This is a genomic window from Aminobacterium sp. EBM-42 (genome assembly GCF_001896635.1).
GTDB lineage: Bacteria > Synergistota > Synergistia > Synergistales > Aminobacteriaceae > Aminobacterium > Aminobacterium colombiense.
On the sequence record NZ_MPPC01000024.1, the window covers coordinates 112,772 to 139,646 of the forward strand.

The window sequence follows — 26,875 nt, forward strand, 5'->3', positions numbered from 1 at the left end:
GAAAATTGCCACATAGCAAGAGAAAGGAGAATTTATATGGATGACACAAAGAAGAAAACATTGGAATTTTTGTCCCCTGTCGAAATTGCTAAAGGAAAAATACAGTATGCCCAGGCAATAAAAGCCGGTAACTGGATTTTTGCGACGGGGCATATGGCTACTGATTTTAAACAGGGACTTTCTCCGGAGGTACACAACCCTCGTCTTCCGAGGTCAGGCAAACCTAAAAATGAAAAGGAAACGGATTTCATTTTCAACAGACTCAAATCCTTGCTTTCTAGTGCGGGAAGCGGCATGTCTAACGTAGTACGAGTAGATCAGTACTATACTACCTGGAAAGCAGTAGACCCATATCATGTTGGGAGGAAAGCGGCCTTTGGTGATTATATTCCTCCAAGCACTTCTATTTTGCAAAAGGGCCTTCTTATTGATAATGCAGATATAGAGGTAGAGATGATCGCGGTTGTTCCCAGCGAGGATTTCTCTGTTGAAGCTATTAAACCACCTGAGATAGATGCGCCGGCCTCTTCCGGATATGCTCCGGCAGTGCGTGCAGGTGACTTTATTTTTGTAGCGGGAATGATGGCGACAAGTGGTAAAGGAAGAAATGAGTGCATACCGCCGGAAGCACGTCCTGTACCTGGTTATCTCTGGCGGGGCAAGCAGATAAAACTAGAGACTGAGTATATTATTAAGCACAGACTAGAGCCAGCATTGCGAGCAAGCGGTTCATCCCTTGGCAATATCGTTAAGGCTCAGGTATATATGCGAGACATAGAAGATTTCCCCGCCTTTAGAGAAGTTTGGAATAAGTATTTCCCTGAAAACCCGCCGGTAACAACACTTATTCCTACAGCTACTCCAGGCTTCGCAATTTCTGAAGCGGCAATAGAAATTACAGTTTTGGCTCTTGCTGATGGCGGAAAAACCAAAAAAGAGATCATCAAGCACGATGTCTTTACAGGATATGAAGATCAGACAGTAGCGATCAGAGCAGGGGATCTTCTCTTTATTACTGGTCTTATGGCCGCTGATGAGAATGGTCTTGCTCCAGGATGCGAGATTGATCCCAGACAGCCCTATTTTGGTTCTTCTGCTCAGTGTCAGATGGAGCATATTCTGAACAACGCAGAAAAGATTTGCCAGGCAGCAGGAACTTCTTTGAAAAATGTGGTCCGCATCCAACAGTTCCACACTGATCTTAACGAATTCTACCCTGCTTACCAGAGTTGGCAAAATTGTTTACCAGGGCAGGCCCTGCCTTTTTCAGCAGTTGAAGTTCCCGCTCCGTTGCCAATTCCCGGGTGCACAATTTTGACTGATCTCTGGGTTTACGCACCGTAATTTTCTGGGGTTTGACAGAACATTTAGATCAAAGTTCTTTTTTATGTTTCCGGGGAGACTTTTCTTCCCGGAAACATTTTTATCGGTAACCATAGAAAAATTTTATGGTGCGGACACGTATTTATATGTACAATCTGACAGAATTTTAGGTTTAAGGGGGGATTGCCTTGAATCTTTTACGGCAAATGTTCATTGTATGCGTCATTTTCTTTATTGGTCAAAGTATTCAGGTCTTATCAGGTATTCCCATTCCTGGAAGTGTTATAGGGATGATACTTTTATTTGTCCTTATGTACTGTAACGTTATTTCTGTTGAATCGTTAAAGGACCTGGCGGACTTTTGCCTGGGAAATCTCGCGTTTTTCTTTGTGCCTGTTGTTGTCGGTGTGGTAGCGGCCAAAGAAAAAATACTTGATGTTGTTCCACAGCTAATTTTCATAATTGTTCTTTCTACGTCTCTTGTTATGGTAGCAACGGGCATAACAGCACAGTACCTTCTTCGAAGAAAAGAGGAAAAGTCCAGTGGCAGTCTTTAAAGAAATATTTCTAACCCCTCTTTTTGCCATAGTTCTTACCATTGGCACTTATCTTTTGGGGTGCTGGATTCGTGACAAAGCAAGATTTGTCCTCTTGCCTCCAGTAGTATTTTCATCTCTAGTGATCGGTATCACTCTGACATTTACTGACTACAGCTATGAAGAATATAGGCGCGGTGGAGATATTATCGCTATGTTGCTTGGTCCGATTACTGTTCTCTTAGCTGTGCCCATATACCGTGAATTGTCACGATTAAAAGCTATTCTGAAACCGATAATGCTTTCTATAGTTGCAGGGGTTCTCACTTCTTTTGTCTGTATTTGGTTTTTATGCTGTTTTTTAAATCTTAACAATGATTTTTTTCTGTCTCTGGTTCCTAAATCTGTGACAGCCCCTATAGGAATCGAAATAGCCCGCATTATTGAGGGTATAGTTCCTGTTACAGTGTTTTCTATTATTATTACGGGAGTAACTGGTGCTATTCTGGCGCCCATCCTTTGTAAAATAGCTGGGATTCATCATCCGATTGCTCGAGGTCTGGCCATTGGGTCTAGTTCTCATGCTATAGGGACGAGCCGGGCTTTCGAGATGGGAGAGACAGAGGGTGCCTTCAGCAGCCTTGCTACAGGCCTTTGTGGCGTTGTTACTGTAATTGTGGTGCCTCTTCTCTTGTGGGTTATTCCATTTTTTAAAATGTTATGAGAAGCGTGATTCTGAAGTGGGAACACCCTTTTGTGGGAAAAGCTCTCTTTTTTCTCCTAGTTTTTTGTAGATTTGGTCAGAGCGTATCAGTTTTAATGGAGAGTTCGGCATAAAGAGTGCGAGTGCAAGGATGAATGTAGCGAGCTCCGCTAATGGAACAGCCATATATATCCCCTTGTTGCCAAGGAAAAGAGGAAGTATATATAGCAGCGTTGCTGGTGCCACGAGACTTCTCGATATGGCGATAAATGCTGAGTGTACCGGCTTTTGCATAGCAGTAAAATATGAAGAAAAGACGATATTGATTCCAATAAGCAAAAAAGCTGGCCAGAAGTGAGCTATAAAATCACGGGCAATGCATATTGTTATTTCTGCTTCTGAGTTTGTAAAAAGCTTAATCATTGAGTTTGGCATCAGAAGTAGAATGCTCACAATAAGGATACCTAAAAAAGTAACTGTTCCGCCTGCTATCCATAAGAACCCCTTGATTCGCTTAGCTTTTCCAGCACCAAAATTTTTACTGATAATTGGCTGTATGGCATCGCCGATACCATAACATGCCATAGAGCCAAGGTAGAGAATGTAGTTGACAATTGTATAAGCTGCAACACCGGCTACCCCTAAACGCCTGATCATGATTCTGTTAAAGAGGAACGTAAGAAATCCAGCTGAAATTTCGTTGGCAAATTCAGAGAACCCGTTATAGGCAGCTCGAATAATTTCTTTCCATGAGCCTCCTCGCATATTAAAGCGCAATTTCCCCTTTTTTTGTAGAAAATGGGAGAACAGCATGCAGAGAAGGGTAATTTGGGAGAATCCTGTCGCGAAAGCAGCTCCCTGTATACCCCAATGTAGTTTTACGACAAAAAGCCAATCAAGGGAAATATTTACTATGGCACCTACTGTCATAGCAACAGCAGCAAGAAGCGGTCTGCCGTCAACTCTTACGAAATATGAAAGACAAATTCCTGTAACTGAAAAAGGGATAAATAGGGTTAAAATTGATGTATAAGTGCGCACAGATGGAGCAATGGCAGGGCTTGCGCCCAGGAGTACAACTAATAGGTCAACTCCTATTGTTGCTGTGAAACAGACCCCCACCGCGAAAAGGAGGGTCGCTAGAAGAGTTTTTGTAAAAATGGCCGATGCCGTCTGAACATCGCCGGCTCCGAGATATTTGCCGCAGGAAACTGATCCTCCAATACCCATCATAAACGCCACTCCTCCCACAAAAATGACAAAGGGGAGTGTCAGCGTTACTGTAGCCAAGGCAACCTCGCCATCCATGTTTCCTAGAAAAGCGGCATCGATGGCGCTGGCCGAGGAAACCGCCAGCATTCCTATGACCGTCAGCGAGGAATAGTACAGGAATACCGAGAAAATACTCCCTCGCAGCGGATCGAATGTGTATTTCAATATTTTCTACATCCTTTCTGGGAAATACAAAGAAAAGAAATCTGTTTAGTGGATACAACGCAATTGAATGTAAATATCTATTTCATTATATACAAAAAACTATTATACGTGAAATGTAGAAAAATTCAACCGAAGGCCTTCTACAGGAGGTTAATCGTAGGGTACGCCTAAAAACTTGATAATGCTTTCTACCCTTGCCGCAGGAAATGGAGTTAGAGGGAGTTTTACAAATACAAAAATAGGGGAAAAAATAAAAAGGCAAGAGTGGCAATACATAAGTTGTGCTACTATTATTGCTCATATTAAAGCATAATTTTTATTTATTAAAGGAGGTGGTGCCATGAAAAAGGTTTGTCAAAGTTGTGGAATGCCTCTTGAAGACCCCCTCTCTTCTAGGTTCGGAAAGAAACGGAAGCCTTTCCCATAACTATTGTATTTATTGTTACAGAAACGGGGCTTTTGAGCAGCCGGGTATAACTATAGACGAGATGATAGAAAAGTGTATCCTCTTCATGGTGGCTGAGGGTTTCGATAAAGAAGAAGCACGGCAAATGCTTTCTGAGTTTTTACTAGGGCTCCGCAGGTGGCGAAGTCACTAATCAACAAATAGAACAATAAGTAACATTATCTCTTAATGTTCTGTTATTATACTCATAGTAAAATTATAGCCTTATAGCCTGAAATGGAGGTTTTTTTTAGTGGCTGAGAGTTCCGTAATACTGTTCGCTCTATTTTTTATTTTTATGTTCATCCTTTCAGCTTTTTTTTCAGCAAGCGAGACAGCTTATTCCAGTGTTAATAAAATACGTCTTAAACGGTTTGTAGAAGAGGGACGTAAAGGCTCTAAAAAGGCGCTCGACCTTGCAAAGGATTTCAATAAAACAATTTCTGCGATCCTCATTGGCGGGAATATCGTTGATATTGTCATGACCTCTGCGGCGGCAGGCATCCTTTCTGTTTTGATGGGACCTATCGGTGTGGTTTATGCAACACTTCTTATGACTGTTCTCATCATCCTTTTTGGAGAAATCCTTCCCAAGGCTTTTGTGAAGGATAAGGCTGAAAACTTTGCTCTCGGTGCTGCTGCCTGGGTGTATTTTTTTGTTTTTCTTCTTTCTCCCCTTACATGGCTTACAACAAATCTGTCTAATTACTTGCGGGGCAAAAGCAGAACAGCCGCTTTGCCCAGCGTCACACATGATGAATTGTTAAGTATTGTAGAAACCATGGGAGAAGAAGGAGAGTTGCCTGAGGTCGAAAAGGATATTATAGGAAACGCAGTGAATTTCTCTGAGATAGAAGTCTGTGAAATACAGACTCCACGAGTGGACCTGTTTGCGTTAAATGTGAATGAGCCCCTCGAGAATGTAAAAAATCTTATGCTGAAGAATCATTATTCCCGTGTTCCAATATATGAAGGAACCTTCGACAATATCATTGGCATTCTCAACGAAAAAGATTTTCTGAACCATTATATCAATGACAAGCATGTTAACCTTCGTTCTATTATGGCTCCGCCACTGCTGATAGCAGGCAGCGCCACCTTAATGGACGCATTAAAGATGTTGCAAAGAAATAAAGCCCACCTTGCCATTGTTTTAGATGAATATGGCGGTACATCCGGGATTATTACCCTTGAAGATATTTTAGAGGAGCTAGTAGGTGAAATATACGATGAACACGACGATTTCAAGGAATATTATACCCAGGTAGAAGAAAATATCTATCTAGCGAGCGGTGATGCCTACCTGGAAGAACTCTTTGAAAAGTTTCTCCGGATGCCCTACACCCCTGAAAGTGAATCCAGTACGTTGAGCGGGTGGCTTTTTGAACAGTTCAAGACTTTGCCAGCAGTTGGGGCTGCCCTTGAGTGGGGGCCTCTTCGCTTTGAGGTTGTAAAAGTAATGGGCCAGCGCATAGACAAGGTGCGTATTGTTAAAAATCCCAATTACACTTTTGATGAAGAAGGGGAAGACGATAGCGTTTTAATGTTATGAAAAGGGAGGCATTATAATGCTACCTCCCTGCAAAATATCCAGTCCATTTATTCTTCTATGTGGATTGCTTCTACAGGGCACTGATCCGCCGCATCGCGAGTGCAGCCTTCGGATGATTGAGGAACGGGCTCTATTTTTGAAAAAGCCTTGCCATTCTCATCTAGTTCAAAAACAGAATCACACAGAGAAACACATAACCCGCACCCGATGCACATATCTAGATCAACATATGCTTTCATAAGTTTTCCTCCTTTGTGTTATGCTATTTCCCTTAACAAAGTTGCTCTCAGTGTCCTTTATAATATTATTAAAGCATGATTTTTACAATAATATCAAGCGAAAAGGCCAGGTGGGGGCCTTTCCGCTTTCTTGAGGAGAATCAACGGACTGAAGTGTCCATATTGTGAAGTACAATATACTTATCTATCTCACAAGTTCGTAACACGAAACAGTAAAAAAGTAACACGTATATATTACAGGTTTCCCGTAAAATGGTCAACTGAAGAATGTTTTTTGAGGTGATGAAAGTGTTTGATCTGCCATTGATATTTCTTGTAACATCAATACTCCTTCTATTAAGCATATTTTCGAGCAAACTGGCAGAACGGTTTGGTTTCCCCGCTCTTTTGACCTTCCTCGCAATTGGAATGCTGGCTGGCTCTGATGGTCCGGGAGGTATTCAATTCGATAATGCAGCTGCGGCCAACATGGTAGGCAGCGTAGCCCTTGCTTTTATTCTTTTTGCTGGAGGTCTTGACACTCATTGGTATAACATTAAACCGGTATTAGTGAGAGGTGTTGTCATGGCTACTATTGGAGTAGCCTTGTCAGCTATTGTTATGGGGCTCTTTGTTTGCTGCATACTGGGCTTTTCATGGCAAGATGGCTTGCTATTAGGTTCTATAGTGTCTTCAACAGACGCAGCTGCTGTTTTTGCTGTGCTTCGCTCTCGAAGGGTCAGCTTGAGAGACAATCTGCGCTCTCTTTTAGAGTTCGAATCTGGAAGCAACGACCCCATGGCGATTTTTTTAACCCTCGCCGTACTTCAGGTTATTTCTCAAAACACCATGAGCTGGACAGAGCTTCTTCCAAGGTTTGTAGTACAAATGATTTTCGGGGGAGTGGCAGGTTGGTTGTTAGGCAGAGGAGCAGCAAGGCTTATGAACCGGATTCGTCTGGATTACGAAGGGCTCTATCCTGTCCTTGGAGCTAGCATAGTTCTCTTGACCTATGGTCTTATTGAAAAAATGGGCGGAAATGGTTTTTTAGCAGTCTATGTATGTGGTCTTATATTAGGAAATAGCGATTTTATTTATAAAAAAAGCCTGATTCGTTTTCACGATAGCATGGGATGGTTGATGCAGATTATCATGTTTTTAGTTTTAGGGCTGCTCGTTTTTCCCTCCCATTTGCCACGTGTGGCCAAAGATGGGCTTTTGAGCGCGGCTTTTCTAATGGTTGTGGCGCGCCCTGTGGTTACTTATTTGACACTTATTGGAAGTTCCTTTTCTTTTAGCGAGCGAACCCTGGCGGCATGGGCTGGTTTGAGAGGGGCTGTTCCTATCGTTTTAGCAACTTTCCCCCTTCTTTTGGGCCATCCCAAGTCTAATGAGATATTCAATATGGTTTTCTTTATTGTATTAACGTCAGTTTTGCTTCAAGGCATGACTCTCATGCCCCTTGCCCGTTTTTTAAAGGTGGACAAACCCTTAGAGTATCGTCCGAGATACCCTTTGGAATTTGACAAAACCGAAAATGATGTACGAAACGAAACGCGAGAGCTTGATATTCTTCCTGGAACAGCAGTGGTAGGGAAAACTATAGGAGAGTTGCACTTTCCTCCAGGTGCTTTAATTCTCCTCGTGAGAAGAGATAAAAACTTTCTTGTCCCTCGTGGGCAAACTGTATTAGAGCCATATGATACGCTGCTTGTGTTGGGAGAGCCAGAGGCACTGAAGAAGGCACGAGAAGTGATAACAAGACGGGAGATTGACAACGAAAACGAAATATGAAAAAAGCCCGGCTCCTTTATGTCGGGCTCATTTCTATCGCCTCCACGTTGCTGGAACACATAAAATAAGGACGGTGTAAAGTTCTAGTCGCCCCAAGAGCATACAGAAGGATAGAATCCATTTGCCTATATCAGGGATCAGTGCGTAATTCTTAGTTGGCCCGACAATGGCCAATCCCGGGCCGATGTTTCCAAGTGTAGCTGCTACGCTTGATATAGCAGATACTAAGTCTAACCCAAGGCCAGTCATAAGCAGAGTCGCTAAGGTGAAAAGGCCAATATAAAGAAGAAAAAAAGCTGTTATGGAGCCCACTATTTCTTTAGAGAGTGTCCGATCCCCAATTTTGGTATGGATAATGGCTTTGGGATGAAGTAATCTATAAAGTTCTGTATAGGCGTGGCGAACAAGAACCATTATACGTAAGTTTTTGATGCCGCCACCTGTGGATCCTGCACATCCTCCGATAAACATGAGTATAAGAAGCAAAAACTGAGTAAAAATAGGCCAGAGTTCATAATCAGCAGTGACGAAGCCTGTTGTTGTAATGATACTAACGACCTGGAAGGCGGCATATCTTAAAGCTTCAAATATGTTGCTATAAATCCCTTTTCTTAGAAGAAGGATAGTAATAATGAAGGTGCAGCATGTCGTGATAGAAAAATAGACACGAAACTCGCCGTCTTTCCACCATGCATCCCATTTCCCTTGAAGAAAATGATAATGAAGGGCAAAGTTGCTACCAGCTAAAAACATAAAAATGGTAATGACCCAGTCGATATAGGCACTTCCATAATGGGCGACGCTTGCATTTTTAGGAGAAAAACCACCTGTAGCCATGGTTCCGAAAGTGTGGGTCAGAGCATCAAATAGGTTCATTCCTCCAAAGAGTAATAAAATAGACTGCAGTGCAGAAAGAAAAATATAAACCCCCCATAGAAGTAGAGCCGTTTGTTGAATTCGGGGTGTCATTTTTTCAGGAATAGGTCCGGGAACTTCAGCTTTATAGAGTTCCATTCCACCCACTCCAATAAAGGGTAAAATAGCAAGGCTGAGAACTATAATTCCCATTCCGCCAAGCCAATGGGTAAGATCACGCCAAAAGAGAATGCCTCTTGGTTCTGCTTCAATATTTGTGAGTATAGAGGCGCCGGTAGTGGTAAATCCCGACATGGCTTCAAAAAAAGCATCAGTAAATGTTGCGGCAGTCCCATTTAAAAGATAGGGAAGACCTCCGATAATCGAGGCTGTAACCCATGAAAGAGTTACAACGGCAAAGGCCTCTCGTATTCCAATGTCTTGAAACGAATCTTGCCTGCCCCATATATAGAGGAAGGCCGCAATTAAAAAACCAATGGCGATTGACACTGAAAAAGCCTTAACATCCGGGGTTCCGTCAAGAAATGCCCAGAAAAGCGGCCAGAACATAAAAATCGAGATCATAGCAGATAGGAGGGCAAGTACCCGTGCCACGAGCCGGAGTTTCATCGTTACTTTACTCCAAGCTTTTCTACTGCCAAGGGCATCATCTCGGAGGAGGCGAATATAGTCACGAGGTCTCCTTCATGTAAAATAGTATCACCGATAGGGACGAAGACCTCCTTGCCACGGCGTACAAGGGCAAAGAGCATTCCTTTAGGCAGATTCATTTCTGCCAATGAAAGACCAGAAAGCGAGCTTCCTGCTGGAAGATGAGCCTCAAGCATTTCTGCGTCAACCTTATCGAGAAGTGAAAGCGTACCTGCTCCTGAGGGGTATCGAACGTAGCTCATAATTACGGATGCGAGAGCCTGGTTAGGATTTACCATGGAGTCCACCGAGATGTAATTATCAAGGCGCATATACATTTGTTTTCGGACGACGGCTATGGTTTTTTTAGCCCCCAATGCTTTTCCAACAACTCCTAAAAGAATGTTGGCTTCATCGCTTTCGGTTGCGGTAACGAGGCCATCCGCTTCTTCTATACCTTCCTGTCTGAGGAGCGTTTCATCGGCGCCATCTCCGCACAACACAAGGGTGCGCTGCAATTCGGTGGCTATGCGTTCGCACTTTTCTTTGTTATGGTCAACAAGATGGATGTCCACATTTCTATATTGGGATTCGAGACGATGTGCAACCTGAAATCCCAGCTTTCCTCCGCCGATTATAAACACCCGGCGAAGGGGAGTACTCTTTTTTCCTGTAAAAACTTCTTCCAGCTTCCAAACCTGGTCTTTTCTTGTGACTGTGAAACACAGATCTCCTTCTTGTAAAATATTGTCGCCATATGGCACAAAACCCTTGCCATTACGCTTCACGTACACAATGATAGCTGTAACATGAGGGTATCGAACACGGAGCTGTTTCAAACTAGCACCTGCGAGAGGTGATTTAAGGGCAATGGGGAATGCGTAAATGCCGGCGACCCCTTCGAGAAGTTCTGCTGTTTCCACTGCAGAACTGACTGTAAGAAGCTCTATGATTTGGCGTGAAACAGATCTTTCTGGAGAGCTCATTACGTCAATTCCCAAGTCTCGTGCCCACGTTGGGCTGTCTGTGTACTCCAATCCCCGCGCTCTCGAAATAACTCGTTTTACGCCTGCCCTTTTGGCGATCCAGCAAGCCATAATATTCACTTCATCGCGATTGGTACACGCAACAAGAATATCTACAGAACAACCAGCAACTACACCGGCTTCTTCTAGTACGGAAGGACGGGAACCATTCCCTCGTATCGTGATAACATCAAGCTCATTGTCTACTTTTAGTGCTCTTTCTTCGTCTTCTTCTATAACAGTAATATCATGACCTTCAGTGGAGAGGCTTTTCGCAACGTGATACCCAACTTCTCCTGCTCCTACTATAACTATACGCATAAAATAATCCCTGCTTCCAAAATATTCTGAGTACCCCCAAGCCATACTATCAAAGCTTTGAAGAAACGCAACCATTATAAAGCTGACCTTCAAGGTCAGCTTTATAACAACGTATAATATCGCTTGTCAGGTTTAATGCCAATACCTCTTAGGTTGTTTTTAGGTAGGAATGAGCCAATAGGAATATTCGGGAACCATGCCCTCAAATACACGGAGAACCCTCTCTGTAGCATTTTTACCCGCATGTTTTGAAAAAAGATTCCCCATATCGCTTATTGTGCTTCGCAAAAGCTGTTCAGAATAGAGAAGAGCCTGGAGTCTTCTGAAGAGAAGAGCTGCAAGCCGTCCTATTTTTTCAAGAGGAAGTTTTCCATAGAGAATATACAAATTGCGAAGAGCTCCACTTAACCATGATGGATCTTGATGTTTTGTGCCTTTACTTAGAATGGCTTCGATAACCGTTGTCTTCACGCTGTCAAAAGGAGCTTTCAGATATTCATTAACCTGAGGGAAAACGAATCCTGCCAAATAATAAACCGATGCCACAGAGAGCATCTCAAGAGTAGTTTTTTGTCTTTTACTTTGAGAAGAGTCGAGAATTAAACCTAAAGGTACACATCTTGTTTGCTGGTGGAGCAGCGATGAACTGGCAAAAATGCGCCCATGCAGTGATGCCATATGGGCAGTTGTCCACCCCGTGTTATTTTCCTTGATATGCCAAAAAAGCTCATTAGATTCAGGAATGTCAAGATAAATGCTGGCATAATGCCCCCATTTCCATGAAGGCACAGAATCCCAGGGTAAGTGGGGCGCAGACTCTCTGGTAGAAGCGGTAACGATTTCTTGTTGCGATATTTTCATGAATTGACGTTCGGGGAGAGTGTCATATAAATAAGGGAAAGCTGTTTCGCCCATTGCTGAGAGCACTAAATGCCATCGTCGAGCTCCTTCTTCAGGTGTTTCGCGACTTTCCGGATTTGTCAGCAGCGTGCAATGAAAAAGAGTGGTTATAATTTGTTTCCAATTAATAGGGGGTTCACAAACAGAAGAAACAGATGGGAGGCCTAATTCCTGGCCAAGGGATGGAAGCCATACTGTTGCATCGTGAATTACCGATTCTACTATATCTTGGCGTAACAAAAAATCTATCCTGGAGCTTAGATCAAGAGCCTTCTTTACCAAATCTGGAGGGTATTTGGAATAAAGCACTCTTACACTCACCTCCGTTACAGCACTTTATAGTGCGCTTATACTATGCCATATTTTTAGCAGAAAGAGAAGAGAGACAGATTGGATTTATATCGTATCATGTATTTTTTCGCCTTTTTTGTGATAGCTACCTATAGGGTTGGCCTGGCAGCGCTAATCCTGTTGTCATTGTTAATACTATTCCTATCTGGATTGCCCTTTATTGCTTACATATACCTCTCACTGTTATAGTATGGCAGCGGTTCTTTTGTAGTTATTGGTCCTGATAAAAGGTCATCCTTTTACAGGATTTCCTTTTTCCACATGGGGGGCTTTGCGAGGAATGGCTCTTATCCCCCAAATTCTTGGGCATAGCTGCTATAATTGGACGTTACGTTACCTCAACCCAGGGAGCGTTTCTGTCGCGCTTTTAGGGGAATCTCTTAGGAGCTCATTTTTAGCTTGGCTTTTGTGGAGAGAAAACATCCACACAATCACCATAATTGGTGGTATTCTTATTTTGTTGGGAATGAAACAATAAGTTTAGATTAGAACTGTTCGATTCAGAGCAGATACGACTTTTAAAAAGGGGCGAAGCGATGCATTATCGTACAATTTTTGTTTCTGACGTTCATCTTGGATCTAAATGGAGCAAAGTCGACCAGTTAGCGGCCTTCCTTTCCTCTTCTTTTTGTGACCGCCTTTATTTAGTGGGGGACATTATAGATGGCTGGAAATTCAGACACGAAGCCTTAAAAACTCGTTCTTCCCACTATATTCTCCAGTTGCTTCTTAAACTGTCTGAAAAAACAGAGGTCTTCTATATCCCTGGGAACCATGATGATTTTCTTAAGGAATTTAGCGGACGAACTCTTGGTGGGATACATATCCTTGAAAGAGTTTTTCATACAGCTGCGGATGGACGACGATATTTGATTACCCATGGAGACGAATTTGACATTGTATCAAAATATACACAATGGTTGGCAAGAATTGGGGACGCAGCTTACGAAACATCACTTTGGTTGAATGATGGCCTTAGCCGCTTGTTTCTTTCTGATAATTCAAAATGGTCGCTATCGAGAAGGGCAAAAAGGACAGTAAAGGAATTTGTAAAGTACATAAGCGGATACGAAAGAAAGATCACGGAAACCGCAGAGAAATATAATGTGGAAGGCATTATTTGCGGACATATCCATCGCCCTGTCATGAAGAAGATTGGAGCCCTTCTTTACTGCAATACTGGAGACTGGCTTGAAAGCTGTTCTGCTGTTGTCGAAACACAGGATGGAAGTATCAAACCCCTTTTGTGGCAACAGATACGAAGTCAGGCTCAAACCCTTTTTGATGGGAATGGCAATCTCGGGTTGCCAGCGTTTCCCTTTACAGAGATACCCTTGCCCTTTTTAAGCTGTAAAAGTCGTTAAATTTATGTACAATGCCTCTAGAGGCTATTCATGATTTTTTTGCTTTTGACATGAATGGTGCCGAAACGGAGGAAAGGATTGACGCATTACTATGACACCGTGGCAGCTGTTTAAAATGTTTTTTAAAATTAGTTCCGTAACATTTGGAGGCGGCGTAGTTATCCTTGGCATGGCAGAAACTGAAGTTCGCAAACGAGGTGACATGTCTGAACAGGATTTATTGGACATAGTGAGCCTATCCGCGGCAATGCCAGGGCCTATAGCTGTATCATCCTCTTTTCTTATAGGGAAGCATTATAGTGGTATTAGGGGCGCGTTCATGGCAGTTTTAGGGGTTTTAGTTCCTCCTTTTACTATTATTTTGCTCCTTTCGAACCTTGTGTTGAAGTATCACAACTCCCCTGCATTAAAGGCTTTTTTCCTTGGCGTTATTTGTGCAGTAGCTGCGCTATTGGTCAATGTTGTAGTCCGACAACTGAAATCCATTCTTCTTCCTGATCTCTTGAATTTAGTCCCCTATGCCTTCGTTATCCTTTTAATGGTCTTCTTTAATATCCACCCACTTTTTGCTGTGGCTGGGGGGGTAGCCATTCAATGGCTTAGAAAGGAGAAAAAGTCGTGAAGCTTCTATTGCTCGCCCTGGCCTTTGCCCGTATTGGGATAGGGGCCTTTGGTGGCGGTATTTCAACCATCCCTCTTATAGAGCATGAACTTGTCATGAATTATGGCTGGTTGACTCTCGAAGAGTTCAATCAGGTTTTGGCCTTAGCCCAGGTCACTCCAGGACCTATTGCCATCAATGCCGCGACCTTCGTAGGATATCATCAGGCTGGTGTTTTAGGTTCTCTTATAGCAACTCTTTCTGTTGCTTCAGCGCCTCTTCTTATCTTGTTTTTAGTTCTTCTCATGATGAAGAAAAGTTCCGACGAGAAAGTTGATCATTTTAAAAGATCGTTGCGTCCAGCAGTGGGAGCTCTATTGACTCTTGCAGTGGTTCCTCTTTTAAAAACCGCTCTTTCCCAGTGGCAGACGGCCGCTCTGTTTTGTTTGGGCCTTGTTCTTTTTCAGCTTCGTATATTTAAAAATAACCCCCCTCTTCTTTTTATACTCTTTGGTCTGGCCGGACTTCTTATTTTTCAATAAGATTTAGGAGCCGCATCTGTCCCTGGATAACTGACAAAGGGGAGATACTAATGACACAAAAGCTAAAGAAGCATCGCCGTTCTGACAAGGCGGGGCTTCCGCCTGGGAGCCTTATCCATGTTGGAGAGAAAAAAATGGGTGATGTTGCGTTGCATTTGATGCGATATGGTGTGGATGTTTTAGATGAGAGGTCTTTATCCGACTTTCATGATTATGAAAGAAAAGATTCAGCAGGGGTAATAGACTGGCTTGATGTAGTGGGGCTTCATGAAGCGCCACTTATCGAAGAGATTGGCGAAACTTTTTCTATCCACCCGCTTGTTCTTGAAGATATTCTTAATACAGAGCAACGACCCAAAACAGACGAATATGAAGATTTTTTGTATGTCGTTCTTAAGATGCTCGACATTGATGAGCAAACAGGAGACCTCACCATAGAACAAGTTAGCTTCATACTGAAAGATAATCTCGTAATATCCTTTCAAGAGCGTATTGGGGATGTTTTTGAACCCGTCCGGGAACGAATACGTAGTACAGCAGGGCGCTTTAGACGTCTTGGTGCCGATTACCTTCTTTATGCCCTCATGGACTCAGTTGTTGACCGTTATTTTGTTATTTTGGAACGTCTGGGAGAGCAGATAGAGGATACAGAAGACCTTCTGCTAGCTCATCCTGACCAGGAAACGGTTCGTTCAATTTATAAAATGAAACGGGAACTTTTGATATTAAGACATGCCGTATGGCCTCTCCGGGAAGCTGTAAATACTATTCGTAAAACTGAAAGCTCCCTTATCCAGCTCCAAACCCGAACCTATTTCGGTGATCTTTACGATCATGTCATTCAAAACATAGACACTGTGGAAAATTTCAGAGAAACAGTTTCTGGAATGCTTGACCTCTATCTTTCCTCCTTAAGCAACCGTATGAACGATGTGATGAAAGTTCTTACGGTCATTGCCACTCTCTTTATTCCCCTAACCTTTATAGTAGGTATCTATGGGATGAATTTTAAATACATGCCAGAACTTGAGTGGAAATTGGGATACCCATTCGTATGGGTAATAATGGGCTTTATTGCTTTTGCCATGATCTATTTGTTTAAGAGAAAGAAGTGGTTATGAATCTATGGGGAGCTATCGATAGAGTTCTTTCTCCGGCAGAAGTTTCACTATGGCTGGTGGTTGGTTAGCTGATTATCACCGCGCGTATCTTTGCGGCTAATACCCCGGCATGAACCACATGCTTGCATCACGAGAAGAAGATAATTCTTAGGAGGGATGGGTATGAACCAATATAAAAAAATTGCGGAATGTCTGGGCAGCGCTCATCACCTCGTTATTTTTTCAGGTGCGGGGATGAGCACCTCATCGGGTTTGCCTGATTTCAGATCTTCCCAGGGGCTATGGTCTCGTTATAACCCAATGGCATTGGCGTCTATAGACGCGATGGAAAACAATAGAGAAGCCTTTCTGGATTTTTACCGATATCGTATCAATGCTTTGAAGAATGCCTCGCCGAATCTTGGTCACTGCATATTGTCAAAGTGGGAAGAAGAAAACCTTCTCCAAGGCATAATAACCCAGAATGTTGACGGGTTTCACCAGGAAGCTGGCTGTAGGAATGTTGTAGAGCTCCATGGCACCCTTAGGAAAGCGAGGTGTAGCCGCTGTAAAAATGAATTTCCTTCTGAGCTCTTATTAACAGAAGAGCTTTGCCCGGACTGCAAGGGCATCCTTCGCCCAGGAGTGGTCCTTTTTGGTGAAATGTTGCCCGATACTCCTATGAAGCGGGCTCATGAACTTTCATTAAAAAGTGATGTATTTATGGTTCTGGGATCATCCTTAAATGTTTCACCTGCTAATTTTTTCCCTTTAGAGGCCCATGAGGCAGGAGCTAAACTTATTATTCTCAACAGAGAACCCACCCAATATGACTCTATGGCATCTTTTGTAGTTCGTGAAAACCTTGTGGATGCTTTAGAAAGAATTCAACAGATAATGCATAGAGAGGGGGGCCATTAAGTGATTAACGTCATTAGAAAAGGAGCTCCGATGCTTGTTCTTAAAGGAGATAAAGTGCGGATTGTACAATGGCTTCAACAAAATTTCGATGTTGAACTTTTTTCCGCTAATGAAAGATCCTTTGAAGAAACACTGGCATCTGTTGAAGAGAGCAGGGCAGTTTTGCTTGTCAGCGATTTGAAGGTTTGCACCGAGACTCTCCCAGTTGTTCTAGTTACCATGAATCACCCCGACAAAATACTGGAGCGTATTATTAACGAAAAAGCTACAGATGTATTTGAATATGTAGAACGATTGCCCAGGGTCATTTTCTTTAGAGTATTTGGTGACTATCGCACAGTGTTAAAGGAAATTCAGAATGACTTTGGCGGCCGGTGTGAGCAGGTATCTTCAGATCTAATTTTTCTTTCAGAGACTAGCGGCGTTCCTGTTTGTTTTACAGAAAAGTCTTTAAAACATGGTTTGGCATTTAAAGAGGGAGATCTTTTTGAAGAAGCTCTTTTTATAGACATGCCCTTTGAAGAGCTCTTTAAACGGCTGAACAACAGAGCTTTTCACTATTTCAATGCTGGTCTGGGCAGCCGCGATTGGAACGTCATGGAAATTCGAGTTTATGATGCAAACAAGCAGTACTGGCTTCACTCTCGACGACTAAGGCTGACTTTGGAAGGACTGGAAGTCAGCATTACCATCGGAGAGGGATGGGGCAAAGATTATGCGCACATTCTCATGCCTGTACCGGTCTATTGCATACGCATATTGACCTTCCTTGACTCAGGAATGGTAAAAAGGGCCCTCATGGGGCTTGAATATACAGAAACAGGAGAGCGGTTTGTCGACCTCGATCTTTACTTCAACAGGAAAAAAATATCGTGGGGAGAGATTCCAGGGGGGGAAGACGTGCCTAGAAGTGAACGGGAAAGACCGCGGACAGCCCTGGCAATGGCATTTAGAAAAGAGGTAATGACGGCTCTCGACGAAGAAGAGCGTTTGGAAATACAAAACATTGAGCGGGCGATTCTTGAGAAACTACCCAAAAAGGACGATGAGTGATTATAATATTCTATTCCAAATATTTTTTGAGGAGAGGTTTTTTTGACGCATTCCTTTTTACCAGTATCGCAAAAAGATATGGAGCAAAGAGACTGGGACATCCTTGATTTCCTTTTCATAAGTGCTGATGCCTATGTAGATCATCCTAGTTTCGGCCATGCTATTATAACGCGCATCCTTGATAATGCAGGCTTTAAGGTAGGTATTATACCGCAGCCAGAGTGGCGTGACACGAAGGACTTCGCCAGGTTGGGACGCCCTCGATTGGGGGTGCTTGTTTCAGCTGGCAACCTTGACTCAATGCTGAACAAACTGACAGCTTCTAAAAAAAGCAGAAGCACGGACAGTTATTCCCCTGGAGGAAAGGCTGGGCAGCGCCCAGACCGAGCGACTATAGCCTACTGCAATCGTATTCGTGAACTTTGGGGAAACATCCCTCTTATAATCGGCGGGATAGAAGCGAGTTTGCGCCGGTTTGCCCACTATGATTACTGGTCAGATGCTGTTCGTCGTTCCATCCTTATTGATAGCCAGGCTGATTTGCTGGTGTATGGAATGGGAGAGAAGCAGATCATCCAGATCGCAGAGTTATTGAAAAAGGGGATACCGGTTTCAGAAATACGGGATATACATGGAACTTGCTATAAAAACCAGAGTATTGAAAGACTTTGGAATTATGAAGAATGTCCTTCTTTCGAATCTGTTGTGAGTGATAAGGCGGCCTTTGCTGAAGCTTTTCGCATTCAGTACATTGAACAGGATCCAGTGAGAGGGAAAACGGTAGTACAGCGCCATGATACTTTCTACGTTATTCAGAATCCACCGGCTGCACCCTTGAGCACATCAGAGCTTGATTCTGTTTATCAGCTTCCCTACACACGCACATGGCATCCCATGTATGAAAAGGACGGAGGAGTGCCAGCTCTCAAGGAAGTGGAGTTCAGCCTCACTACTCACCGAGGATGTTTTGGAAGCTGTGCTTTTTGCGCCATAACGTCTCATCAGGGCCGAATAATTCAGAGTCGTTCAGAAGAATCTATCATGGACGAGGCCATCCTCCTGACGAAGCTCCCTGGTTTTAAGGGATACATTCACGATGTTGGGGGGCCCACTGCGAATTTCAACCGACCGTCGTGCGATGATCAGCTCCTGCGAGGAACATGTAAGAACAAACAGTGCATTGGCCCTGTTCCATGCGGGAACTTGCGTGTAGACCATGAAGGCTACTTAGAGCTATTGCACGAGCTTAGAACGTTACCAGGTGTCAAAAAGGTCTTTATACGATCTGGAATTCGCTTCGATTACCTTCTAGCGGATAAAAAGAGCAGTAGACGCTTTCTCGAGGAGCTTTGCAGGTATCACGTAAGTGGCCAGTTAAAAGTGGCTCCGGAGCATGTTTCTGAGAATGTGCTCGCGTTAATGGGCAAATCAGGGAAACATGTATATGAACAATTTATGAAGGAATACGAGAATATGAATAAGAAACTGGGGAAAAAACAGTATCTTGTGCCATATTTTATTTCCAGCCATCCCGGGGCTGGTTTGAAAGAAGCAATAGAACTGGCAGAATTTGTTCGAGATCTGAACTTCATGCCTGAACAGGTTCAGGATTTTATCCCAACCCCCGGAAGCCTGGCAACCTGCATGTATTACACAGGAATCAACCCATTAACAAAGGAAGCGGTGTATGTACCTAAAAGCAGCCATGAAAGAAAATTGCAAAGGGCGTTGTTGCAATATCGTAACCCTTCTAACCATCGTTTTGTGCGAGAAGCATTAAAGATTGCCGGTCGTGAAGATCTTATAGGCTGGGGCGAAAAATGTCTTGTCCCGCCAGAAAAAAAAGAATCAAGAGAAAGACAAGAAAGGCGCGAGAAAGGCAAGTCTAAGAGGAGGCACTAGAGAGATGAAGAGATTTTCCTTTCTTTTGGCTTGTGCCCTTGCTTTTATTGGGGCCATGACTGGAAGTTTATTATATTTGAACGTGAGAGAAAATCTAAAAGTTTCAGAAAACGACTCTCCACTGCTTCATCTTTCTGAAACCCTCCCTATCATGTCCCCTACCACAAAAATGACTGCTCCTGCCTCAAACCAGAAGCCTTCTTCTAACATAGTAGCCACTCCGGTTAAAAGAGAAGGAACTCCGGTTTCGCCCAAAAAAAAGCAACAGATACCCCTAAAGGTGGATATAAAACATCCATCACAGCCCGAGGTTCTTCCAAAGCAAAAATCAAGGGAAGAAGAATTGCGGGAAATACAGGCTCAGATAAAACCAAAGAAAGCTTCGAAGGAGAATGTGGTTTCCCTTCCCGTAGTTGACGATATTCTGGAAGAAGGGCAGAAGCTCAAAGAATCCATTGAAGAGGAAGCCAAAGAGACAATGCAGGGAACCCTTGACTTCATCCCGGGAATAGATGCCGAGATCTCGGATGCCGAACTTGATGTTAGGGGGGATAAAATAGGGTTCACCTTTACCATTCCGGCAGATCGAGTGAAATTAATTGGTGAACTACCACCAGAGGAAAAGAAAGCAAAAGTTGTATCAGACGATGTTGTTTCAGATGATGTTGCATCTTGCGATATATCATCTAAAGATAGAAAATAGTCTTGATAATTTGCAGTTTTCCCAATAAAGTAGGACCAGTTTCAGTGAGTAAGACGGCAATCAGGATTAAAAAACATCCCAAAACCATAGGGATAGTAAAAACTTCACCAAGTATCAAAACGCTGGAAAGTGCTCCAAATACAGATTCTAGGCTAAGTAGGATCGCAGCATGGGTTGAAGGTGTAAATTTTTGAGCTGCATTTTGAATGGAAAGGGCAAATACAGTACAGAAGAGAACTGTGAAAGCGATACTCCACCATGCGCTTGATGCAATGGAACCGGGCCATTCTTCAAATAACAGGGCACAGGCAAAGCTCAGGAGCGCTGTAGTTCCAATCTGAAGAGTGGCAAGCACTAGCGGATCCATCTTGGAAGCAAACATTTCGATTGCCAGAATATGACACGCGAAGAAAATAGCGCAGGCAAAAGTCAGTAGGTCACCTTTGTTAAAAGTAGAGAGTGTATCACCGTTGCCTTGAAGAGTGAGAAGGGCCATCCCCGCAAGGCAAATGAGGGATGCAACGAAAGAGAGGTAGCCGGGAAAAATTTTTTTGAGTCCCCACGAAAGAAATGGAACGATTACAACATAGGTAGCGGTTATAAAAGCCTGTTTGCCGGGAGAAGTGAATGTCAGCCCGATTGTTTGTGTAGCGAAGCCGAGAAAGAGGAAAACCCCTATTAAAAGACCCGCTTTAAGGTTGGCAGCCGTAAGCTTTCGCAAACGCTTTTTGAAGATGATGGCCATAAGAATGAAAGAGGCTGTGAATCGAAGGGCCAGCAGCCAGAAGGGGGAAAAACTAACGAGGGCATCTTTCATAGCTACAAATCCTACGCCCCAGAACAATGCTATGAGGACAAGGGCTCCATCAGCGATAAGTACTTTATAACGGTTTAACCAGGGCATAGACGACACTCCCATAAATATTTTCCTACAGGGCAGGACTTTAGAGTATATCAGAGTATATCATAAAAACCTTATCACCATAGATATTATAAACTATAGTTTAAATAGATCAATTAATTTAGAAAACTAAAGGGAATAAGACATATAAAAAAATAACCAATCACGTCGATGAGAGGGTTCTTACTTTTGAGTGAAAGGAACTTTCATTTACAATTTAAAGTTGAATGGAGTATAATGTATGCCAATTGAATATACTTTACGTAGAGGGGGTGTAAACATTGTTTGTTTTTGTCGCATCCTTATCAATGTATCTTCTGCTTGTTTGGTCTGGAGGCAGCATACCTGTGTTTGAGGTAGGTATAGGAGTTGTTCTTGCTACTGTTCTCGCATTCGCCTTTCATTCATGGAACCCCACAAAATCTTTCAGTTTCAAAATTTTGAATCCTCTTCATTGGCTTACCTTTATCTATTACATCTGTGTACCTTTTGCGATAGGACTCATCAAAGCCAACTTCGATGTCGCAATGCGAGTCGTTACGGGACATATCAATCCAGGGATAGTCAAACTGGAGCCAGGCCTGAAAACTGATCTGGCAAAAATGATCCTTGCAGATTCTATTACGTTAACTCCAGGAACACTTACAGTGGATGTAGACGATGACGGGGCCTATTATATCCACTGGATCAATGTTCTTGATGTGTCTCCTAAGGAGGAGCAGGTGTATGGTTCTTTTGCACGTTGGGCAAGGAGGTTAGCGGATTGAGTACTCAACTATTGATGTGGGGAGCTGCAGTTTTGGGTATATTGGCCGTTGTAATTTTTGGCCGTCTCATCGCCGGACCTACAATACCTGATCGAGCTGTCGCTTTAGATACAGTAAATACTCTGGTGGTGGCTATTATGGTCTTGTTGTCAGCGGTGTACGATTCTGTGGTCATGATCGATGTAGCCATTGTTTATGCAGCCCTTTCCTTTGTAGGGACCATGTTCATTGCTCGTTTTATAGAGGGAGGGATGTAGCGTGGCTGCTGAGCAGTATGTCGTTGGTATTCTTGTAATTATAGGGCTTATTTTCAATACTCTCGGTGCAATTTCTTTGTATCGGTTCCCAGATGTCTATACGAGGCTTCATGGGGCTACGAAATGTACAACATTTGGCAGCATCTTTATGTCGCTTGGTGTTGTGGCTTATGCAGCCTTTCGCATGTATCAAGGTGGGGGGAGCCGTTTTGCAGTTCTCATTATTCACGCTCTTATAGCTGTTATGGTGCTTCTTATTACGAATGCGACTGGGGCACATGCCATAGCGCGAGCAGCCCATAGAAGCGGCATTTTACCTAAGATGGCAGTGGTAGACCGTCTGGCTGAGGCAGAAGAGCGTAAAGGTGGTGTTGTCAGTGAGTGAAGTTTTCCATATAGCTATACTCACGTTGCTCGTTATTTCGGCTTTTTTTGCCATCTGGTTTCGCGACCTTTTGTCGTCGGTTATTTCCCTTGGTGTTTTCAGTTTGATACTGGCTATTGAATTTTACCTCTTGCGAGCCCCAGATGTAGCCATAGCAGAGGCAGGCATAGGTGCAGGGCTGAGCACGGCCATCTATCTTATCGCCTTGAGGGGTTGCGGAAAAGCTCGGACTAAAACCGGGGGTGACATGCGATGAAGAAAACACTCTTTGTAATTGCGGCTCTTATTCTTAGCGGTTTGGTCTGGGGAGCCCTCGATACCATTCATCCTTTTGGTGAACCGGGCCAGGTAGCTATGGATAATTATTTTCTGGAACACGCAATGGCAGATCGTTCTGCTGAAAATGCCGTCACATCCATTGTTTTTGATTTTCGAGGGTTTGATACTCTTGGCGAAGCTGCTGTCCTTTTCACAGCGGCAACTTCCGTCTTAGCTCTTTTCAGGGAAGGGGGCAAAAAGAAATGAAGCCTCTATCAGTAGTTGTTCGAACGGGCTGCGATATTTTCGCCTGGTTTATGGTCGTGTTCGGATCCTACGTGATTATTCATGGAGTTATGACTCCCGGCGGAGGATTTCAGGGAGGAGCAGTGGCGGCCACTTTTATTGCTCTTCTGCTTGTTGCCTATGGTTGGAAAAGACTCAAAAACTGGCTTAACGAGGGCATCTATAATGGAATGATAGGCTTTGGCCTTCTAAGCTTTATAGTTTTGGGATTTATGGGAATGCCCACTTCCTTCTTTTATAACTTTATTTCTATTCCTGCGGCGGAAGTGGCGAAGTCGGGCCATGGTATTTTCCATCCTTCAGGAACTATAGCATTGATGAACCTTGCGGTGGGGTTTGAGGTGGTTGGAGAATTATCCCTTCTCATTATTCACATGTTCAAGGGCACACGCCTCTTCGATACCTACGAGATAGGAGGGGAAAGCGGCCATGATCGGTAATGCCCCTTTTTTTGTAGTTGGCGTGCTGTTCCTCATAGGGCTTGTTGCCGTTTTGACAGAAAGGAACCTGTTTAAAATAGCCATTGGCATCAGTGTTATTGAATCGGCAACGAATATGTTTCTCATTGTGCTCGGTTATAGAACCGGCGGCTCAATTCCAGTGAGATATCTTGCAGGTGGGGAGAAATTCATGGTTTTGCCCACCCCCCAGGCTTTAACTCTGACGGCCATCGTTATTGCTTTGGCGACAACAGCTCTCATGCTTTCGCTCTTGATGCTGATCTATCGCCATTATGGAACTTTGAATATTGACGAAATACGGAGGTTGCGAGGATGAACTGGCAAGAACACCTTCCAGCATTAATATTGGCCATCCCTCTTCTTGGGGCCTTCGCAACGCCTCTATTTTCATTAGGCGGAAAGACGCTGCGAAACGTTTGGATGGTCAGTCTTTCGTTTTTAACGTTGGTTTTAGCATTTTTAATTTGGAAGTCTGTTACGGCCAACGGCGTGATGGTCTATGTGATGGGAGGGGAACAGACTACTCTCACCCTTCCTTCTGGTATGGCTTATCCCATAAGGATTATTCTTGAGATAGATGCGTTCAGCGCATTTATGGCGTTGGCCGGCAGTATCGTTTCCTTTGCCGGTGCACTCTATTCAGTCCATTTTATGGATCGCTTTTCGGGTATGAGCCGTTTTACATCTCTCTATTTTCTTCTGACAGCAGGAATGCTGGGTCTTATGGTTACTGGAGACCTTTTCAACTTTTTTGTATTTCTCGAAATAGCTTCTGCGGCATCCTTCGGTCTTATCGCCTTCTGGAGAGATCGGCCCGAAGCCGTTGAGGCAAGCTTAAAATATATGCTGGTATCCCAGCTTGCAGCGATGATGGTGCTTATAGCCATCGGCATGCTTTATGGACGCTACAATGTCCTGAATATGGCAGGAGTGGCCCATATGCTTCAGCTTGGCGTTGTGGAAAAGAGCGTCTTGGCATTCCTTGTAGCAGCGCTGGCAATGAAGTGCGGAACTTTCCCCATGCATATGTGGATGCCAGATGCCTATGCAGAAGCTCCGGCAGGAGTCACATGCCTTCTCGTTGCAGTAAGCCAGGCATCATTTTATGGCTTGATGAGAGTTTGCTTTAGCTTGTATGGCGCCACACTCGGCAGCACTTTTGTTCCCTGGGTAATTGTTATTCTTGGAACTGCTTCCATGTTCTTCGGCGTTTCAATGGCTGTAGTTCAGCACGAAGTGAAACGTCTCATGGGATATCACTCCATCTCCCAGGTAGGGTACATGCTTTTGGCTCTTGGCGTAGGTCTGTTGGCGCTGAGAAGCCCTCAGGCTATGGCCGATTATGGGTTTACTGCTATGAAAGGCGGTATCTACCATATCTTTAACTACACCATGTATAAGGCCCTGCTCTTCTTGACCGCAGGAGCTCTTTACTATGCCACCGGAACAAGGGATTTAAACAAACTCGGGGGTTTGGCTCGGAAAATGCCTTATACCACATTTATGTTTGCCATTGCGGCCGCGGCCATTTCAGGACTTCCGCCTTTCAATGGTTTTGTATCGAAATTACTTATCTACGAGTCAGTTTTCGCAATACATCCGTTCTTGGCAGTGGCTGCCCTTGTAACATCTGTGCTTACCTTGGCATCTTTCGTAAAGGTTTTTCAGACCGCCTATCTGGGGCCGGAAAAAGCCTGCTACGCAACGGTAAAAGAAGTTCCCACCAGCATGATTGTGGGCATGGCCGTTTTAACGGTGGCAATTATTGGTCTTTCCCTTTTCCCCACATGGGCTCTTTCCCATTTAGTGGAGCCAGCGGCTAAGGCTCTTGTGGATCAGGGCGGGTTTATACAAGCAGTTATGGGAGGTGGGCTGTAATGTGGAATAAGGTCTTCACAGGATTTGGTTATTGGGATGTCATATCCTGGCTGATCTTCTTTTTTATCGCCTCCTTTTTTGCTCTCTGGCTTCGTTCAGTAGGGCGGCGTGACTATAAAGAAGGAACAGAGCAGGATGAGATTTATTGGTCTGGTAACGTCGTCCCTGAAGATGGGGCGGAAATTTCTGTGCCGGCCAGTTCTTCCTACTGGGGATTTAGAAAAGCACTGGAACCTTACTACAAGGTTTTGATCTCCATGCATAGCGGCCATATGCGCGACTATATGGGATATTTTGTGCTTTCCGCCGCAGTGATAGCTGCGCTGATCCTCGTGGTTTAGGAGGCTGAAAGATGAGGCTAGAAAAATATCTTGAAGTGTTGCCCAAATCCCTTTGGGTTATGACATGTAACTCCGGATCATGTAACGGATGTGACATCGAAATTGTCGCCACAATCAGCCCCCGTTATGATATAGAGCGCTTTGGCATGAAACTTGTTGGAACGCCCCGGCATGCTGATGTGTTAGTGGTTACAGGCCCGGTAACGAAGTATATGAAGGATCGGCTGCTGCGAATCTATAACCAGATACCGGATCCTAAGGTTGTAGTTGTTGTTGGGAACTGTGGCGCATCTGGGGATGTTTTCTATAAATCCTATAGCCTTGAGGGCCCAGTCGATAACATTATTCCAGTGGATGTATATGTCCATGGCTGCCCTCCACGCCCAGAAGCCATTATAGAAGGAGTGGCGAAGGCTGTCTTGAAGCTGGAATCAAAGCGGGAAGAACTGCTTAAGGCAGGTGTTGATAAATAATGAAGACTCCAATGAACTACGCACAGAACGCTCTTCCTCTTGAAAACGTTCTCTCATCTCTTCGAGATTCCTTTGGTGAGAATGTGGTGAAAGACGTGAGAGAATACCGTGCCGGAAATGATCAGGCAGTGATCTACAACCAAATATGGCTGACCACATCAAGAGAGAAGTTTCTTGAGTTGGTGGAGTTTCTTTTCGGGTTCGATTTCCTTCATTTCCACGTACTCTCAGGCAATGACGATGGTGATGTTGTGTCATTGAATTATCACTTCAGTCTTTTCAGGGTAGCGGGTCGCGATAAAAGATTGGGTGTAACAGTGAGCGTGGCAATTCCTAAATCTGACCTCGTCATGCCCTCTCTCTTCAAAACCATTCCGGGAGTAGAGTATAGCGAACGGGAAATGCGTGAAATGTTGGGAATAGATTTTGAAGGACTTCAGAACAAGGCTCTTGTCTTTCTTCCCGAAGACTGGGATGAGTCGATTAAACCGTGGCGCAGAGACGAAACAGGTCCTGATGCTGAACACCTTCGGGAACTCTCTTAGGAGGGG

33 protein-coding genes are annotated in these 26,875 nt (G+C 43.8%); 27 read left to right on the forward strand and 6 right to left on the reverse strand.

The window, feature by feature from the left end; all coding sequences use genetic code 11:
* Positions 1–36: 36 nt before the first annotated feature.
* The 3 genes from BUC50_RS06890 (at position 37) to BUC50_RS06900 (ending at position 2,583) form a co-directional block, all read left to right on the forward strand.
* Positions 37–1,344, forward strand: a complete 1,308-nt coding sequence (locus BUC50_RS06890) for a RidA family protein (RefSeq protein WP_286677269.1) — start codon at positions 37–39, stop codon at positions 1,342–1,344.
* Positions 1,345–1,511: 167 nt separating this feature from the next.
* Entirely contained in the window at positions 1,512–1,880 is a 369-nt protein-coding gene (locus BUC50_RS06895) for a CidA/LrgA family protein (protein ID WP_213700563.1), read from the forward strand.
* Complete coding sequence (locus BUC50_RS06900) at positions 1,867–2,583, forward strand: LrgB family protein (protein WP_286677270.1); 717 nt, start codon at positions 1,867–1,869, stop codon at positions 2,581–2,583. The genes BUC50_RS06895 and BUC50_RS06900 overlap by 14 nt, the downstream gene beginning before the upstream one ends.
* Here the strand turns inward: BUC50_RS06900 and BUC50_RS06905 are convergent.
* On the reverse strand, positions 2,578–3,999 hold the full coding sequence (locus tag BUC50_RS06905) for an MATE family efflux transporter (protein ID WP_273312833.1): 1,422 nt from the start codon (positions 3,997–3,999) through the stop codon (positions 2,578–2,580). The two genes, BUC50_RS06900 and BUC50_RS06905, sit on opposite strands and share 6 nt — an antisense overlap.
* 181 nt (positions 4,000–4,180) lie before the next feature.
* On the opposite strand from BUC50_RS06905, the gene BUC50_RS06910 reads away from it, so the two are divergent.
* The 3 genes from BUC50_RS06910 to BUC50_RS06920 all read left to right on the forward strand — a co-directional run bounded on the left by BUC50_RS06910 (position 4,181) and on the right by BUC50_RS06920 (position 5,996).
* On the forward strand, positions 4,181–4,312 hold the full coding sequence (locus BUC50_RS06910; protein WP_286677271.1) for a hypothetical protein: 132 nt from the start codon (positions 4,181–4,183) through the stop codon (positions 4,310–4,312).
* Positions 4,313–4,361: 49 nt separating this feature from the next.
* Entirely contained in the window at positions 4,362–4,598 is a 237-nt protein-coding gene (locus tag BUC50_RS06915) for a zinc ribbon domain-containing protein (protein ID WP_052292813.1), read from the forward strand.
* 99 nt (positions 4,599–4,697) lie between these two features.
* Complete coding sequence (locus BUC50_RS06920; protein ID WP_286677272.1) at positions 4,698–5,996, forward strand: hemolysin family protein; 1,299 nt, start codon at positions 4,698–4,700, stop codon at positions 5,994–5,996.
* A 47-nt stretch (positions 5,997–6,043) separates the two neighbouring features.
* Here the strand turns inward: BUC50_RS06920 and BUC50_RS06925 are convergent, their stop codons facing one another.
* On the reverse strand, positions 6,044–6,235 hold the full coding sequence (locus tag BUC50_RS06925; RefSeq protein WP_013048673.1) for a ferredoxin: 192 nt from the start codon (positions 6,233–6,235) through the stop codon (positions 6,044–6,046).
* Between the two features lie 282 nt (positions 6,236–6,517).
* Between BUC50_RS06925 and BUC50_RS06930 the strand changes: the two genes are divergently transcribed.
* Entirely contained in the window at positions 6,518–8,008 is a 1,491-nt protein-coding gene (locus BUC50_RS06930; protein ID WP_041459367.1) for a potassium/proton antiporter, read from the forward strand.
* 33 nt (positions 8,009–8,041) lie between these two features.
* Here BUC50_RS06930 and BUC50_RS06935 read toward each other — a convergent pair whose 3' ends face one another.
* The 3 genes from BUC50_RS06935 to BUC50_RS06945 form a co-directional block, all read right to left on the reverse strand.
* Positions 8,042–9,493 carry a TrkH family potassium uptake protein gene (locus BUC50_RS06935; RefSeq protein ID WP_286677273.1) on the reverse strand — a complete coding sequence of 484 codons (1,452 nt, stop codon included), beginning with the start codon at positions 9,491–9,493 and terminating at the stop codon, positions 8,042–8,044.
* Between the two features lie 2 nt (positions 9,494–9,495).
* A complete protein-coding gene (gene trkA, locus BUC50_RS06940; RefSeq protein ID WP_213700350.1) occupies positions 9,496–10,860 on the reverse strand; it encodes a Trk system potassium transporter TrkA in 1,365 nt (454 codons plus the stop codon).
* Positions 10,861–11,019: 159 nt separating this feature from the next.
* The gene (locus tag BUC50_RS06945; RefSeq protein WP_013048669.1) at positions 11,020–12,069 is read right to left on the reverse strand and encodes a hypothetical protein; all 1,050 of its coding nucleotides are present in this window, start codon (positions 12,067–12,069) and stop codon (positions 11,020–11,022) included.
* 256 nt (positions 12,070–12,325) lie between these two features.
* Here BUC50_RS06945 and BUC50_RS09665 point away from each other — a divergent pair, with 256 nt between their 5' ends.
* From BUC50_RS09665 to BUC50_RS06985, 9 genes are all read left to right on the forward strand, one after another.
* Complete coding sequence (locus BUC50_RS09665) at positions 12,326–12,589, forward strand: EamA family transporter (RefSeq protein WP_083775790.1); 264 nt, start codon at positions 12,326–12,328, stop codon at positions 12,587–12,589.
* 58 nt (positions 12,590–12,647) lie between these two features.
* Positions 12,648–13,475, forward strand: a complete 828-nt coding sequence (locus tag BUC50_RS06950; protein WP_013048668.1) for a UDP-2,3-diacylglucosamine diphosphatase — start codon at positions 12,648–12,650, stop codon at positions 13,473–13,475.
* Between the two features lie 91 nt (positions 13,476–13,566).
* Complete coding sequence (locus BUC50_RS06955) at positions 13,567–14,097, forward strand: chromate transporter (protein ID WP_013048667.1); 531 nt, start codon at positions 13,567–13,569, stop codon at positions 14,095–14,097.
* Entirely contained in the window at positions 14,094–14,618 is a 525-nt protein-coding gene (locus tag BUC50_RS06960) for a chromate transporter (protein ID WP_013048666.1), read from the forward strand. The genes BUC50_RS06955 and BUC50_RS06960 overlap by 4 nt, the downstream gene beginning before the upstream one ends.
* A gap of 50 nt (positions 14,619–14,668) precedes the next feature.
* The gene (corA, locus tag BUC50_RS06965; protein WP_013048665.1) at positions 14,669–15,739 is read left to right on the forward strand and encodes a magnesium/cobalt transporter CorA; all 1,071 of its coding nucleotides are present in this window, start codon (positions 14,669–14,671) and stop codon (positions 15,737–15,739) included.
* A gap of 162 nt (positions 15,740–15,901) precedes the next feature.
* Entirely contained in the window at positions 15,902–16,639 is a 738-nt protein-coding gene (locus tag BUC50_RS06970) for an SIR2 family NAD-dependent protein deacylase (RefSeq protein ID WP_013048664.1), read from the forward strand.
* Positions 16,640–17,692, forward strand: coding sequence for a hypothetical protein (locus BUC50_RS06975; RefSeq protein ID WP_041459365.1), 1,053 nt, complete (start codon positions 16,640–16,642; stop codon positions 17,690–17,692). It begins immediately after the preceding gene.
* A 42-nt stretch (positions 17,693–17,734) separates the two neighbouring features.
* Entirely contained in the window at positions 17,735–19,594 is a 1,860-nt protein-coding gene (locus BUC50_RS06980; RefSeq protein WP_013048662.1) for a YgiQ family radical SAM protein, read from the forward strand.
* Positions 19,595–19,598: 4 nt separating this feature from the next.
* Positions 19,599–20,297, forward strand: a complete 699-nt coding sequence (locus BUC50_RS06985; RefSeq protein WP_013048661.1) for a hypothetical protein — start codon at positions 19,599–19,601, stop codon at positions 20,295–20,297.
* On the opposite strand, the gene BUC50_RS06990 is transcribed toward BUC50_RS06985, so the two are convergent.
* Entirely contained in the window at positions 20,281–21,201 is a 921-nt protein-coding gene (locus BUC50_RS06990; RefSeq protein WP_013048660.1) for a DMT family transporter, read from the reverse strand. The genes BUC50_RS06985 and BUC50_RS06990 overlap by 17 nt on opposite strands.
* A gap of 278 nt (positions 21,202–21,479) precedes the next feature.
* On the opposite strand from BUC50_RS06990, the gene BUC50_RS06995 reads away from it, so the two are divergent.
* From BUC50_RS06995 to BUC50_RS07045, 11 genes are read left to right on the forward strand one after another with little or no spacing between them, the layout of a single operon-like run.
* Complete coding sequence (locus tag BUC50_RS06995) at positions 21,480–21,965, forward strand: Na+/H+ antiporter subunit E (RefSeq protein ID WP_013048659.1); 486 nt, start codon at positions 21,480–21,482, stop codon at positions 21,963–21,965.
* A gap of 14 nt (positions 21,966–21,979) precedes the next feature.
* Entirely contained in the window at positions 21,980–22,222 is a 243-nt protein-coding gene (locus BUC50_RS07000) for a monovalent cation/H+ antiporter complex subunit F (RefSeq protein WP_041459364.1), read from the forward strand.
* A gap of 1 nt (position 22,223) precedes the next feature.
* The gene (gene mnhG / locus BUC50_RS07005) at positions 22,224–22,607 is read left to right on the forward strand and encodes a monovalent cation/H(+) antiporter subunit G (protein WP_013048657.1); all 384 of its coding nucleotides are present in this window, start codon (positions 22,224–22,226) and stop codon (positions 22,605–22,607) included.
* Positions 22,600–22,863, forward strand: coding sequence for a Na(+)/H(+) antiporter subunit B (locus tag BUC50_RS07010; protein WP_013048656.1), 264 nt, complete (start codon positions 22,600–22,602; stop codon positions 22,861–22,863). The genes mnhG and BUC50_RS07010 overlap by 8 nt, the downstream gene beginning before the upstream one ends.
* Positions 22,860–23,132, forward strand: a complete 273-nt coding sequence (gene mbhE / locus BUC50_RS07015; protein WP_013048655.1) for a hydrogen gas-evolving membrane-bound hydrogenase subunit E — start codon at positions 22,860–22,862, stop codon at positions 23,130–23,132. Before BUC50_RS07010 ends, mbhE begins: the two co-directional genes overlap by 4 nt.
* A complete protein-coding gene (locus tag BUC50_RS07020) occupies positions 23,129–23,611 on the forward strand; it encodes an MnhB domain-containing protein (RefSeq protein WP_013048654.1) in 483 nt (160 codons plus the stop codon). Before mbhE ends, BUC50_RS07020 begins: the two co-directional genes overlap by 4 nt.
* Positions 23,601–23,948 carry a sodium:proton antiporter gene (locus BUC50_RS07025; RefSeq protein WP_013048653.1) on the forward strand — a complete coding sequence of 116 codons (348 nt, stop codon included), beginning with the start codon at positions 23,601–23,603 and terminating at the stop codon, positions 23,946–23,948. Before BUC50_RS07020 ends, BUC50_RS07025 begins: the two co-directional genes overlap by 11 nt.
* Complete coding sequence (locus tag BUC50_RS07030) at positions 23,945–25,510, forward strand: proton-conducting transporter transmembrane domain-containing protein (RefSeq protein WP_013048652.1); 1,566 nt, start codon at positions 23,945–23,947, stop codon at positions 25,508–25,510. Before BUC50_RS07025 ends, BUC50_RS07030 begins: the two co-directional genes overlap by 4 nt.
* Positions 25,510–25,851 carry a membrane-bound hydrogenase complex subunit MbhI gene (gene mbhI, locus BUC50_RS07035; protein ID WP_013048651.1) on the forward strand — a complete coding sequence of 114 codons (342 nt, stop codon included), beginning with the start codon at positions 25,510–25,512 and terminating at the stop codon, positions 25,849–25,851. The genes BUC50_RS07030 and mbhI overlap by 1 nt, the downstream gene beginning before the upstream one ends.
* Before the next feature lie 11 nt (positions 25,852–25,862).
* Complete coding sequence (locus tag BUC50_RS07040; RefSeq protein ID WP_013048650.1) at positions 25,863–26,324, forward strand: NADH-quinone oxidoreductase subunit B family protein; 462 nt, start codon at positions 25,863–25,865, stop codon at positions 26,322–26,324.
* A complete protein-coding gene (locus BUC50_RS07045) occupies positions 26,324–26,869 on the forward strand; it encodes an NADH-quinone oxidoreductase subunit C (protein WP_013048649.1) in 546 nt (181 codons plus the stop codon). Before BUC50_RS07040 ends, BUC50_RS07045 begins: the two co-directional genes overlap by 1 nt.
* Positions 26,870–26,875 lie beyond the last annotated feature (6 nt).